Genomic DNA, 13,504 nt, shown 5'->3' on the forward strand with positions numbered 1-13,504 from the left:
GCCGATCGGATGGCGGCCGGTCAACACGATGCCGATGTGGGCCGCCGCGGTCAAGCGGTCACTGGGTTTCGGGCGCGCCGGATGCGCGGTGAAAGTGTCGATCGCCATACGCGGCCCGCGCGCTGCCGGCGCTCGAGGTCGGTGCCGCTCAAGCAGGCCGTAAGCTACAATTGCCGACGGCTTGAAAAACGGAACACCAATGAAGATTCGGATTCTCTCTATCGCCTGCGTCATGACCGCTTCTGCGCTGCTGGCGGCCTGCACGACCGTCTATAAGAACACGGACGCGTGCGAGCAGTTGATGCGAAGCAAGCTGGCCGAAACGTCGTCGGATCCGCTGAAGATCACTCATGCGGGCGCGGGTATCTATGGCTCGCGAGTGGTGGTTGAAGGATCGATCGAGCATGTGGGAGTCCCCGCGTCCGCGGCGGGTGCAGCCAGTGCGCCGCTTGCGGCTTCGGGTGCGCCGGCGGCTTCCGTTGTGACTGCTGTGACTGCTGGGGGAGCAGGTGCATCAGATGCATCGGCAACAGCGCTTTCGCTTAAGTCTGCCAAACCTCAGAAGACCGTCACGCCAGCGGCCGCGGAGTGCACTTTCCACGGGCCGACGCTGGACGTGTTCAACTGGCTGGCGCCGGCTGATCTTGTAACGGCGAGCCCCAACGCGACCGAGTAGCGTATCGGCGGACGCGTACGGCGGCCCGGCACCGGATAATCTCGTGACGCCGGCCATCGTGCGACGGGGTAGCGCACTGAGCGGCGCCGAACCTCAAACCCTCTCTTCTTCCTTGCGCCGGCGTTGCTTTCCCCGCACCCGTTCCAGCACACATTCACCGAACGCCTGCGGCCGCCCTTCAAAGCAACGTTCCACTGCCCGCGTATCGATTAAACGCTGCCGCAAGGCTGTGCGCTCGCCATGCGCGTCGATCATCCGCACGGCGGCGGCGATGTAATCCTCGACGCTCTCCGCCGTGGCCCACGACGGCATGCCCACACGTTCGAACAGCGCGCCGTCGATCCGCTCGAACACTTCCGGCCCGCGCTTGCAGATGCCGGGCAAGCCCAGCGTGAGCGCGTCGACGATGCCGTTGGTATTGCCGAACGGAAACGGGCTGAGAAACAGATCGGAGCGATTGACGCGCGCCAGATAGCCCGCGTATTCGCGAAAGCCGTGCACGACGGCGCGCGGCAGTGTCTGGCGGATCACCTCGCGCATGCGCTCGAGCGGCAAACCGAAGGGCACGCCGCTCATGAAGTGAAACTGGACCGGCGTCGCCGTGCGCGCGCCGATCTCACGGCATGCTCCGAGAAAGCCGGGGTTGAGCTTCATCGCGCTGGCCGTGATGACGATCTCCAACGTTTCGCGTGACGGCGGAATCTCGGCGACGATGTTCGGCAGCGCCACCGACGGCCGGTACGGTTGGCCGTCTTTCGGCAGCTTCATCAAACGTTCGCTGAAGCAGGCGGGATCGCCGACATAGTCTTCCTCGACGCTGACGTAGTCGATCTTGTCGGAGTGAGTCGTGGCCGGGTGGCCGAGGCCGGCGATCTGCAGCGGCGCAATACGCAGATTCGACATGAACACCGTGAGCGCGAACATGCCGACGCTCGGCATATAGAGCACGTCAGGCTGTTCCGCCTCGGCAAAGTCGCGAATCGTTTTCAGACATTCGCCGATATATTCCGGCTCCTCCAGTTCGATGAAACGGTCGAACACCGCGCGTCCAATATCGTCGATGGCGTAACCGAAGCCGAAGGCCACCACTTCGAAATGCTCGCGCGCGGCTTCGAGCGTGCGCGAGTGCGTGCGGTAGATCGAATGGGCGCCGCCGAACCACTCGAGCACAACCACCATCAGCGGTTTTTTGCCATGCTGCTTGCGGCTTTTCGCGCGGGCTGGGTTCGCCGCGGAAATGTCGGTCAGCCCTAATTGATCCAGCTTGCGCCGCACCAGCGCGTTGATGTCCCGCTTGATCTCGTGCCGACGCGGCGTGTCCGCGTAGCTGCAGAACATATAGGCGTTGTGCAGCAGGGCGGTCGGCAGATCGTCGAGGTCGTCGATCTGCCGCAGTTTGCCGGGTAGCCATTCCATCAGCGCTTCGCGCTTGATATGCGCGTTCGCCGAACCCTTGAAGACCGGCGCCAGCAAAACGAGGGCAAGACAGGCGGCGAGCGATTTGTCGTACGCCCACAGCGCGGCGAAGTCGAGTTCCAGTTCGGACTCGGTCGAGTAGAGCGTGCAGAGCTTTTCGATGAAGCTGTCGCCGGACAGAAACTCGGCGTTGTCCGCGCCACGCGGATTCAGGTAACGGGCCACATGGTCCGCATTGCCGAACGGCGTGCAGGCGAACACGAGTCCGACCCATTCGTGCAGTGTCAGAAGCAATCTGAAACACTCGGGCGGCAACTGGAACGTCGGGTCGGCGAACAGCGTCGACGCCGCGCTCGCGAGCCGTGTGCAGAAGCGCTTGCGTTGCTCGTCAGGCGGCAGCTCGGCGATGCCCGAGGCAAGAAAGCTGCCGTCCAGTTCGCCGCGCTTCTGCTGAAGGAGCGCCAGCGCGGCAATGAACTGGATCACGGCTTTGACATGCTGCCGCGTGTAGACGAGCTGCTCGAAATGATCGAGCGAAAAAGTGGGTTCTTCCATCTGCCGACAATTCCAGGATTTGCATGACTAACTAATTGGGATGGAGTTAGCCGGAAGGTGAAATTATCTCAGCCGATGCGTACCAAATCTGTCCGCCAGGTGGTTTTGAGAAATTTCGGCGTCGAAAGAAGCCGTCCGTTCAGAACGCGTAGTAAGGCCCCGGGCCCGCCGACGTCTCGCGCGAGGCGATCGCCGTATAGACGCGTCGTCCGAAGAAGAATGGCAAGCCCCAGCCGAAACCGCTGCTGGCCACGCCGGCCAGATTGTTGAAAGCGTTATTCGACGACGCGAACAGCGCGCTCGAATTGCCGATCGCGAACGACACCGTGTTCGACGCGCCGTCCGTACCGGTGATCGCGGCGTTCGCGGCTTGAATCGAAGCCGGGCAGTACCAGAAGCCGCACCGCGGAAACTGGCTAGTCTGGAAGAACAGCCCGTTCGAGCCGCTGTCGACATAGCTCTGCGAATAAGTCTGTCCACCGCTCGTGGTGACGATGTAGCCCGTCACCGAATTCGCCTTGAGGACGCTGGCGCCGTTCAGCGTGTTGTTGGCCTGGGTGCCGATGCCGAAGATCATCGAACCCGATACGCTGGCCGCGCCGGCATCGGCGATGGCCGGCAGGTCGATCACCACGCCGTTGTTGTCGAGCGCAAAGCGGCTGACCGGGTTGGTCACCTGCTGCGCCAGCGCTTGCGTGCTGGCGAGGCAGGCGCCACCGGCGTCGCAACTGTAGTACCAGCGCGGCAGCGCGGCGTTGACGCAGCCGCCGCCGCAGTCGGCCGCGAACAGGCCCACGCCGAGAATGCCGTTCGAGCGCAAGCCGGCCACCGTCTGCATGGCGCGGCCGGAGCCCGCGCAGTCGGCGGGCACGGTGGGCACCGCCGGGTCGGCGATCGTCTGGATCGGGATCGACGCGGCCAACTGGCCGGCCATGCGCACGTCCGCGCTGCGCACCGCGCCCCAGGTGTAGCCGCCGCCGAACACCGCGCATTCGCCAGCGACTCCGCTGCCCGACGCGACTGCCTCGAGCGGCAGGGCTGCCGGCAGTGCGGACGCGAGAATCCGCAGGCCGTGCGAACCGGTGTCGACCTGGATGTTGTCGATCGTCGCGCAATTGCTGGTGGCGGGCTGGCAGACGGTGATGCTCGTCGTCAGCATGTTGCGCGTCAGACCCGGTGCGGCGGTGACGGCGATCGGCTGGACGTTCGGTGTATTCGACTGCGGCACGGAGGCGGTCGGGCTCGCGCTCGAGGCGGCAGGCGGCGCGGCGGCTACCGGCGCGCTGCCAGCGCCCGGGCTGCTGGCCGGGGCGGCCGCGCCAGTCTGGGATGTTGCGGCCGGCGAACCTCCGCCACCGCCGCATCCCGCGAAGGCGGCGCAAGCCAGCAGAAGGGCATAAAGGGGAAGGGCGGATTTCATGGCGTGGTCAGTGCTCGTCGAGGCGTGGTGGCGATGCTGGTGCTGAGTGCTTGTGCTTGCGCATCACTGAAAATCGTCAGTCGTGACGCCGGGCGGCAGCGCCGCGGGCAGCCATGCGCGGCCCACGTAGCCGCGCATCGGGCCGCCGGATTCCACGATCACGTCCGGCCGCGCCACGCGCGACACATGCAGATTGCCGTCCGCCGTCGCCGTGGCGGCGCCGATGCGATACGAGGCGGCGTACTTTCCGAGCAGCGCGCGCAGGTCTGGCATGGTTGGGCCTTGCCACGCGTAGGCGATGATCTGGCCGGTGTTCGTCGCGTACTCGTTGATGGTCGTGTTGCCCGCGTCGGTCAGCGTGCGCATGCGCAGCGCCCCGTTCAACATGGCGCGCGGCGCGCTCGCGCTCGCATCCGCCTGAGCCGGCATGGCGCCGCCCAATTCGGCGCGCGCGTCGAGGCTCGCGCATAACGCGGCAACCGCGATCGCCGAGGCAGCGAGATTCGGGGTAAGGGTAGGCAAGGGCATGTCGGTCGGTCCCGTGGATGGAGGGCTCAAAGGCTTCTTGAGTTGTCCATTTCAAGATATCACTCGGGTTTTCAGACCGTTATCTGAAGCGGCATTCAGTCAATTTCGATATATCAAAATTGACTCGGCGAAGGCCGCGGAAAGTGCTGTCGAATCAATGATCTGACGATCACGTAGGGCGCATCTGACAGCCCATTGGGAAGTGTGGGCAATTGTTAAATTTGCCGCGCGCTGGGCCATTTTCAGGCGCGAAAACTAGGCTGTTGCGACTCACGGAAACGTTGACGGAAGAGGCGCTTCGGTATCCTTCGCACGCGTCAATCCCGCGTCGTTTGCGCACGTCTCACGGTGCTCAATTCACGGGCAAACCCGGGTTTTTGCACATGACTCGCCGGGATCGGTAAAATGTTGGGTTGATCCACGGAAACTTGCCGTGGCGTAGCGGAAGGATTCCCCGAACATGACTGATCTTCGTCTTACCAAGCGGTTTGCAGTAATGCTGATGGCAGGCGGTCTGGTCGCCGGCTGCGGCACCTCGTCGCCGACCAAAGTCGACTACAAGAGCGACTCGAAATCGAAGCAAGTGTCACTTGCCGTACCGCCGAACATGATCGATGAGACGGCCGATCAGCGTTCGTTGCCCCCGCAGGGCGGCGAAACCTCGTTGTCCACGCTCAAGCAGGTTCAGGCGCAAGCCCCGTCGGCCAATTCCGTGGTGGTGGCGCCGGCGGTCAACGGCATGCATATCCAGCGCGACGGCACGGAAAGCTGGCTCGTCATCGACAACAAGGCGCCCGACCAGGCATGGGCGCAGATCCGCCGCTTCTGGCAGGAACAGGGCTTCCTGCTGGTGGTCGACCAGCGCGACAAGGGCGTGATGGAAACCGACTGGAACGAAACCCACGCGCAGATCAACGAAGGCCTGATCCGCAACACGCTGTCCAAGGCCATGGGCAACAGCTACGTGACCTCGGAGCGCAACAAGTACCGCACGCGTCTGGAAACGGCGCCGAACGGCGGCACGTACGTGTTCATCAGCCAGAAGGGCATGCGTGAGGCGCTGACCGGCACGAACAACGATTCGAGCACGTGGGTGGCGAAGCCGAACGATCCGGGCCTCGAACAGGAATATCTGAAGCGGTTGATGGCAGCGTTGGCGCTGGCCGATTCGCGCACGAAACCGGCTGACGCGCAAAACGCCGACCTGTCGGCCGGCGCGCAAACGGCGCCGAACGCGGCCACGGCGGGCGCCAAGTCGGCCGCTGCGGCCACGGCGGCGCAAAACGTCGCGTTGTCCGCCCAGCAACCCATGCCGGATGCGGACTCGGCGAACAACACCGACGCGCAGCTCTCGTCGACGGAGCTCACGCTCGGCGAGCCGTACGACCGCGCATGGTTGCGCGTGGGCCTCGCGCTCGACCGCAGCAACTTCACTGTCGACGATCGCGACCTGACCCGCGGCCTGTACTTCGTGCGCTACGTCGATCCGAAGGATATGACATCGGCCGAACAAGGCTTCTGGAGCCAGGTTTTCCACGGCAAGAAGGAAAAAGTTGCCAAGCAGTATCTGGTGAACGTGCGCGCGGTGACGCCTAACCAGACGCGCGTGGCCGTGGTCGACGACAAGGGCACGATCGACCAGAGCCCGCAGGCCAAGCAGATCATGAGTCTGATGGCCGACCAGTTGCACTAAGGCTGCAGCAGGCTGGACGCTGTCTGAAAACCCGCCCGGGGATCACGCCGGGCGGGTTTTTTTACGCTCTAGTTTTCAGGCGGTGCGTGGCCGGCAAGACATCGTCCAATGCGCGCGCACGTCTTTTGCTTGAATTCCTGAATACCGGTCCGAACCGGAATTCGACGGGAGATGGCCATGTTCGACGTGATTCCTTACTGGATGTGGGCGGCGAGCTTGCTCGTCCTGGCGCTTGTATGCGGCGCGGCTTTGAGCCCGCGTGAATCGCGGCCGCCGGCCGGCTTGCGGGTTCGGCATGGCGCGACGCAGCGCACGAAATGGCCGATGCCTTGAAACCGTCTCACCGATGCGGCCGCCTCGTGCGGCCGCATGTAACGTGACGTTACCCCGGTGACGTAACTTTCCAAGCCTCCCTCCGCTGAAAAGTCTATAAAAATCAAGCGGTTGACGTTGGTTGGTAGCGGTTTAACAAAACTGGCACTCAAGCTGCTCTTATAGCCTCATGGGGCCGGATTGAGTGATCCGACGTGAGTTCGCAGCGAATCTCGATCGACGATCCCAAGCCATTCCAGCATCGGCCGACGAACCGATGCTTCGCCCGATGACGGCCTGCGCGCGTGGCGCGCGGCCTCGGTGGCCCGGTCGCCTATCCTCGTGGGGCGACGGTTTCGCCCGCACGCCCGATGGAGTGCGGGCTATTTTTTTGTCCGTGGGATTCGTTGCGGCGCCGGCGGGATAGCCAAAGGGATAAGAGTCGGCGACGCCGGGCAAGCGTCGCGCGAAATGAAGCTGAAGCGGGTTTCAGGTATCGGCGCGGCGCGTGCCGATCCACGGCAGACGCTTGATCACGCCGGTGGCGAGCGCAGTGCCGACCAGAATCACGCCGCAACCTTCCAGCATGCCGGGCGAGACGCTTTCGCCGAGAAACAGCGCGCCCCACAGAATGCCGAAGATCGGAATGACGAAGGTCACCGTAATCGCGCGCGCCGGTCCGACCACCGCGATCAGATGGAAGAACAGCATATACGCGACGCCGGTACAGGCGACGCCGAGCGCGATCACCGCGCCCCATGCGTGCAGCGAGATCGGCGCCGCCGGCCAGTAGATCACGGCGAGCGGCAGCAACACGATGGTGGCGCCGGTCATCGTGCCGGTGGCGACGGTGAGCGCGTCGACGCCAGTCAGGTGGCGCTTGGTGTAGTTGGCGGCGATGCCATACAGCAGCGTGGCGCCGAGCGCGGCGCCGGCCGCGAGCGCGGTGGTGAGCGGGGTGGCCGGCGTGCCGTTCGGCGCGGCGATCTGATCCCACACCAGCATCAACACGCCGAGAAAGCCGATCACCAGACCGAGCGTGCGCAGCGCGCTCAGTCTGTCGCGCAGCCACAGAAAGCCGACCAGCGCGCCCCACAGCGGCGTGCTCGCATTGATCACGGACGTGACGCCCGCCGACAGCGTCAACTCCGCATAGGCGAACAGGCAGAAGGGCGCCGCCGAATTCAGAATGCCGACGACCAGCAGCGGGAAGGCCCGGGTGCGCAGGATCGTCGCGGATTGGCGCAGCGGGCGTCGCGCGAGCAGCACGATCGCGAGAAAGGCCGCGCCGATGCCGACGCGCAGCGCCATCAACGGCGCCACGCCGAAGTCGGTGACGCCGACGCGGATAAACAGGAACGAGGCGCCCCACAGGGCGGCGAGGATCAGCAACTGCAGCAGGTTTTTAGCATTCATCGTGGTGGCGCCGCGCGCGGTTGAGTCGAGACGCCTGCGCATCGTAGCAGCGCAATCGTGCGAAACGTTTCACGCTGGAATGAAACGGCAAGATCTGGGAGAGGAAAGGCGTCTGTAATTGTCCATCGTAAGCGCAGCGACGGCTTGCGCAAAACGAGCAATTCTCACGCTGATGTGAGAAATAGTACGATCAAGGCGGTGGGACGGGGCTGAAACGCTTGGGCAGGCGAGGAGCCTGAGCGAAAATCGTGAATTATTTTGCGGCAGCGCATCAGTCGCGAATGGCAGGTGCGTTCATCCTCGCATCGCCGAAGCGGCACGCGCTGGAGAGCGCGCGGCCGCCGGTTAGCGACAGTGGGTCAATCAGGCGGGTTGTGGAAGCCGGGCAACCCGCCCAACGCGCCTCAATGCGGAATCATCCACTGCAGGTAATTCTGCTGCAGCCACACCAGCACACCAAGCAGCACCGTCAACAGAATCGAATGCTTGAAGGTTTTGGCGAACACCACGCCTTCCTTGCCTTTGAGTTCGGTGGTCGCCACCCCGGTCGAGATGTTCTGCGGCGAGATCATCTTGCCCATCACGCCGCCCGACGAATTCGTCGCCGCCATCAGAATCGGGTTGAGGTTCAGCTGATTGGCCGCCACCACCTGCAGGTTGCCGAACAGCGCGTTGCCCGACGTGTCGCTGCCGGACAGGAACACCGCGACCCAGCCGAGGAACGCCGACACCAGCGGAAAGAACGGCCCGACCGACGCGACGCCCAGCCCGAGCGTGTACGTGAGCCCCGAGTAGTTCATCAGATACGCGAGCCCGACGATGGTCGCCACCGTCAGGATGGCTATGCGCGTCTGCACCCACGTGTCGGCGATGGCCGCGCCGAACTCGCGCGGGCTCAGTTTGACCACGAACGCGGTGATCAGCGCGGCGACGAGTATCGCCGTGCCGGTGGCGAGCGGCTGGAAGTCCCACACCGCGCCGTACGGCGTGTTGTACAGCGTGATGAACACGGCCTTGTCGAGCCCGGGCCACGGCACCTTGACGTCGCCGATCAGGAAGATTTTCGCCACGGTCCAGACGATCACGACCACCGACACGATGATCCACGGATACCAGCCCTGGCCGCCGCCGATCTTGCCGCGCACTTCGCCCACACGGTCGATGTTGACCGCGAACTTCGGATCCGCCGCGGGCTTCCAGACGCGCAGGAAGGCGATCGTCAGAATGAGCGAGACCATCGACGACAACACGTCGGTCAGGCTGTAGTTCACGTAGTTCGAGGCGACGAACTGCGTCAGAGCGAAGCTCGCGCCCGACACCAGCAGCACCGGCCACACCCGCAGCATGTTGCGAAAGCCCGCATAGACGCCGATCACGTAGAAGGGCAACAGGAAAGCGAAGAACGGCAACTGGCGGCCGACCATCTTGGCGAGCGAATCGGCCGGCAGGTGCGTGACCGCGCCGAGCACGGTGATCGGAACGCCGAGCGCGCCGAAGGCGACCGGCGCGGTATTGAAGATCAGCGTGAAGGTGAGTGCTTCGAGCGTGGGAAAGCCGAGCAGAATCAGCAGCGAACTGGTGATGGCAACCGGCGTGCCGAAGCCGGAAATCCCTTCGAGCAGCGCGCCGAACGAAAACCCGATGACCACCAGCACCACGCGCCGGTCGTTCGGCAGGTTGTCGATCATCCACATGCGAAAGGCCGCGAAGCGGCCTGAGCGCTGCGAGATGTTGTAAAGCAGGATCGCCGTGAACACGATCCACATGACCGGCCAGCAGGCGAACACCGCGCCGGCGACCACCGAATCGACCGCGAGTCCTACCGGAAACTGCCAGACAAGGACCGCCACGATCAAGCCGACGATCAACCCCGCGAGCGAGGCCTGCCATGCCGGCCGGCGCGCCCAGCCAAGCAGAAGCAACACGACGATGATCGGCAATGCCGCGACGAGGAACGAGGGCAATAGCGAATTGCCGACCGGAGTGAGTAGTTGGTGAAACATCACGTCTCCTTCGTTGTTGTTAGGACTCGACGCGGCACCACGCACTACGGAGCGCGTCGCTATGGCAGGACGGATGGGCGTCCGCGGCACATGGGAGCGGCCGGGATCGCTTATTTAAACGGGTACTGAGTGTGGCTTACCAAGCATAGAACCCAGTCGGGCTGCGTCAAGAAGGGAAACTACGGGCGAAGCAGACGGGCGCTGGGAGCGCGTCTTGCGCGGGCTGGGCCGCGCGCGATGTCGTGGAGGCACCGCACGGCGGGAATTTGCCGCGCGAGCGCGTCGTGAAAGTCCAGTCAGGTTGAATCGTGCAGGCGGGCGTTAGTGCCAATGGCCGTGGCCACCCCATCCACCACCACCGTGACCGCCCCAGTAACCACCAAAACCGACGCCGATCGAGACCGACGGTCCGTACCAACCCGGATAGCCGTAGTAAGCTGGGTAGACCGGCGGCGGATAGTAGACGGGAGCCGGTGCCACATAAACGGGCGGGGCGGCGACCGCGTAAGTCGGCGGCGGGCCTTGCTGACCCGTCTGCGCCTGTTGCAGCTGCTGCGCTTGCTGCTGCTGTTGCGCCGCGGAGTAATCGTCTTGCCCGACCGGTACTGCCTGCTGGGTTCCCGCAGCGGGGACCGTCGCGTAATACGGCGAGTAGCCCGCCGGATAGTAACCATACGGGTAATAGCACCCGGACAATGTCAGAACACAGACCGCGCCACCGAGCGCCATGCCTGTTTGCGAAAGACGAGGAAGAGACTGGGAAAAGCGCAGCGGCAACCGCTGGCCGATCGCACACACCGTGTTGATGAGGCGGGACTTCATGACGCGCTCCTGGTTGAATCGAACGCCGCCATTGGGGCGTCACGGCACCAGCTTACGCCGGCGTGGCGCCAACAGGATTGCAAAACCGTAACGGCTTATTTCACCTCATTGCAGCGCATCGAACGAAACGATTGAATTGCGCGATCGAACTGCGGAACTGCGTAGTGCGCGCCTGCATGAGACGCGCGGCCGGTTAAATGTGGCGTGGGCGGAGCATCGCTCAACCCACGCTCGCATCACATCTGACGCATGTCGTGCGCTTTACTTGCCGACCTCATGCCCGATGACGCCGCCCGCCGCCGCGCCGCCGAGCGTCGACAGCGCGTTGCCTCCAACGGCCGCGCCCGCCGCGCCACCCAAGCCCGCGCCGATTGCCGTATCGCGTCCCTGACGGCTCATGCCTTCACATGCGGAAAGACTCACCACGACGGCCACGATGGCCGCGAACGTACCGATTTGACGTATCGATTTCATGATGTCGACTCCAGTAGTTATGGTTGGAAGTACTCCCACCCCTTGCATTTGATGTTATCGCCGCATCCCGTATCCGGATGGTTGCGCCTGTCAGCGAACCGACGGTTTCGTAATCAAATGTTTCCCTTCACCCAGCATGCTGCGTGCCCGGACTCGATAAACGCAAAAGCCCGCCAGTGGCGGGCTTCGATGCTGCAATGCAGTGGTCTGGCGGATCGAGTGGCGTAACAATGACGCTCGATCCGCGACCCGAACCTTACTGCCGCTGATAAATCTCAGCGCCTTTCTTCATGAACTCGATCGACTTCACTTCCATGCCTTTCTTCAGCGCTTCGTCGTCGGTGACGCCTTGTTGCGCGGCGAACTCGCGCACGTCCTGAGTGATCTTCATCGAGCAGAAGTGCGGGCCACACATCGAGCAGAAGTGCGCGACCTTGGCCGAGTCCTTCGGCAGCGTTTCGTCGTGGAATTCGCGCGCCTTGTCCGGATCGAGACCGAGGTTGAACTGGTCTTCCCAACGGAATTCGAAACGCGCCTTGGAGAGCGCGTTATCACGCACCTGCGCACCCGGATGGCCCTTCGCCAGATCGGCGGCGTGCGCGGCGAGCTTGTAGGTGATGATGCCGGTCTTGACGTCATCCTTGTTCGGCAGCCCAAGGTGTTCCTTCGGGGTGACATAGCAGAGCATGGCCGTGCCGAACCAGCCGATCATCGCGGCGCCAATGCCCGACGTGATGTGGTCGTAGCCCGGCGCGATGTCGGTGGTCAACGGTCCGAGCGTGTAGAACGGCGCTTCGTCACACCATTCCAGTTGCAGGTCCATGTTCTCCTTGATGAGCTGCATCGGCACGTGGCCGGGGCCTTCGATCATGGTCTGCACGTCGTGCTTCCACGCGATCTGCGTGAGTTCGCCGAGCGTCTTCAGTTCGCCGAGCTGCGCTTCGTCGTTGGCGTCGTAGATCGAGCCGGGACGCAGGCCGTCGCCGAGCGAGAAGGCCACGTCATACGCCTTCATGATTTCGCAGATGTCTTCGAAGTGCTCGTACAGGAAGCTTTCCTTGTGGTGAGCCAGGCACCACTTCGCCATGATCGAGCCGCCGCGCGAGACGATGCCGGTCATGCGCTTGGCCGTCAGCGGCACGTATTGCAGACGCACGCCCGCGTGAATCGTGAAGTAGTCGACGCCTTGCTCGGCCTGTTCGATCAGCGTGTCGCGGAAGATTTCCCACGTCAGGTCTTCGGCCTTGCCGTTGACCTTTTCGAGCGCCTGATAGATCGGCACCGTGCCGATCGGCACCGGCGAATTGCGGATGATCCACTCGCGCGTTTCGTGGATGTGCTTGCCGGTGGAGAGATCCATCACCGTATCGCCGCCCCAGCGGATCGCCCACGTCATCTTGTCGACTTCCTCGCCGATGGAGGACGTCACCGCCGAGTTGCCGATGTTCGCATTCACCTTCACGAGGAAGTTGCGGCCGATGATCATCGGCTCGCTTTCCGGGTGGTTGATGTTGTTCGGGATGATCGCGCGGCCGCGCGCCACTTCCTCGCGCACGAACTCCGGCGTGATCGCCGTGAGGCCGTTCGGACCGAACGCGCTCGCACCGAACGCCTGGCCCGGATGCTGGCGGCCCATCATCGCTGCGAGCTTTTCGCCGTTCGGGCCGCTCGTCTTCAGGCTCTCCAGATACTCGGCGCGGCGCTGGTTCTCGCGGATCGCGATGTATTCCATTTCCGGCGTGATGATGCCTTGACGCGCGTAATGCATCTGCGAGACGTTCTTGCCGGCGATCGCGCGGCGCGGCGTGCGATGCAGGCCCTTGAAGCGCAGATCCGCGGTGGCCGTGTCGGCGGCGCGTTCGCGGCTGAAGTCGCTCGACAGGCCGGTCAGCGCTTCCGTGTCGCCGCGTTCTTCGATCCAGGCCTGGCGCAGTGCGGGCAGACCGGCGCGGATGTCGATTTTCGCTTCCGGATCCGAGTAGGGGCCCGACGTATCGTAGACATAGACCGGCGGGTTCTTCTCTCCGCCGAAGCTGTCGGGCGTGTCGGCCTGCGAGATTTCGCGCATCGGCACGCGGATATCGGGACGCGAGCCGGTCACGTAGACCTTGCGGGAATTCGGCAGCGGCGCGACAGCGGCTTCGTCGACGTGAGCGTCGGCGGAAAGGAACTTCGGATTGGCGTTCATC

Annotated in this window: 11 protein-coding genes; 3 read left to right on the forward strand and 8 right to left on the reverse strand. The window is 63.8% G+C overall.

Features of this window, described 5'->3' with window-relative positions:
• Positions 1–199 precede the first annotated feature (199 nt).
• On the forward strand, positions 200–676 hold the full coding sequence (locus tag PQR42_RS17420) for a hypothetical protein (RefSeq protein ID WP_408387255.1): 477 nt from the start codon (positions 200–202) through the stop codon (positions 674–676).
• 93 nt (positions 677–769) lie between these two features.
• On the opposite strand, the gene PQR42_RS17425 is transcribed toward PQR42_RS17420, so the two are convergent.
• From PQR42_RS17425 to PQR42_RS17435, 3 genes are all read right to left on the reverse strand, one after another.
• A complete protein-coding gene (locus tag PQR42_RS17425) occupies positions 770–2,647 on the reverse strand; it encodes a glycosyl transferase family 1 (protein ID WP_408387254.1) in 1,878 nt (625 codons plus the stop codon).
• A gap of 139 nt (positions 2,648–2,786) precedes the next feature.
• Complete coding sequence (locus PQR42_RS17430) at positions 2,787–4,067, reverse strand: DUF3443 domain-containing protein (RefSeq protein ID WP_408387253.1); 1,281 nt, start codon at positions 4,065–4,067, stop codon at positions 2,787–2,789.
• A gap of 63 nt (positions 4,068–4,130) precedes the next feature.
• Positions 4,131–4,595 carry a DUF2844 domain-containing protein gene (locus PQR42_RS17435; protein ID WP_408387252.1) on the reverse strand — a complete coding sequence of 155 codons (465 nt, stop codon included), beginning with the start codon at positions 4,593–4,595 and terminating at the stop codon, positions 4,131–4,133.
• 460 nt (positions 4,596–5,055) lie between these two features.
• Here PQR42_RS17435 and bamC point away from each other — a divergent pair, with 460 nt between their 5' ends.
• Together bamC and PQR42_RS17445 are read left to right on the forward strand one after the other, a co-directional pair.
• On the forward strand, positions 5,056–6,288 hold the full coding sequence (gene bamC, locus PQR42_RS17440) for an NlpB/DapX family lipoprotein (protein WP_408387251.1): 1,233 nt from the start codon (positions 5,056–5,058) through the stop codon (positions 6,286–6,288).
• Positions 6,289–6,465: 177 nt separating this feature from the next.
• A complete protein-coding gene (locus PQR42_RS17445; protein ID WP_408203563.1) occupies positions 6,466–6,621 on the forward strand; it encodes a hypothetical protein in 156 nt (51 codons plus the stop codon).
• 468 nt (positions 6,622–7,089) lie between these two features.
• On the opposite strand, the gene PQR42_RS17450 is transcribed toward PQR42_RS17445, so the two are convergent.
• From PQR42_RS17450 to thiC, 5 genes are all read right to left on the reverse strand, one after another.
• The gene (locus PQR42_RS17450; protein WP_408203565.1) at positions 7,090–8,016 is read right to left on the reverse strand and encodes a DMT family transporter; all 927 of its coding nucleotides are present in this window, start codon (positions 8,014–8,016) and stop codon (positions 7,090–7,092) included.
• A 404-nt stretch (positions 8,017–8,420) separates the two neighbouring features.
• The gene (locus PQR42_RS17455; protein ID WP_408203567.1) at positions 8,421–10,019 is read right to left on the reverse strand and encodes an L-lactate permease; all 1,599 of its coding nucleotides are present in this window, start codon (positions 10,017–10,019) and stop codon (positions 8,421–8,423) included.
• A 321-nt stretch (positions 10,020–10,340) separates the two neighbouring features.
• Positions 10,341–10,841, reverse strand: a complete 501-nt coding sequence (locus PQR42_RS17460) for a hypothetical protein (protein ID WP_408203569.1) — start codon at positions 10,839–10,841, stop codon at positions 10,341–10,343.
• A gap of 261 nt (positions 10,842–11,102) precedes the next feature.
• Complete coding sequence (locus PQR42_RS17465; RefSeq protein ID WP_408203571.1) at positions 11,103–11,315, reverse strand: YMGG-like glycine zipper-containing protein; 213 nt, start codon at positions 11,313–11,315, stop codon at positions 11,103–11,105.
• Between the two features lie 256 nt (positions 11,316–11,571).
• A complete protein-coding gene (gene thiC, locus PQR42_RS17470) occupies positions 11,572–13,503 on the reverse strand; it encodes a phosphomethylpyrimidine synthase ThiC (RefSeq protein ID WP_408203573.1) in 1,932 nt (643 codons plus the stop codon).
• Between the last annotated feature and the right edge of the window lies 1 nt (position 13,504).

The organism is Paraburkholderia sediminicola (genome assembly GCF_046027355.1).
GTDB lineage: Bacteria > Pseudomonadota > Gammaproteobacteria > Burkholderiales > Burkholderiaceae > Paraburkholderia > Paraburkholderia sediminicola_B.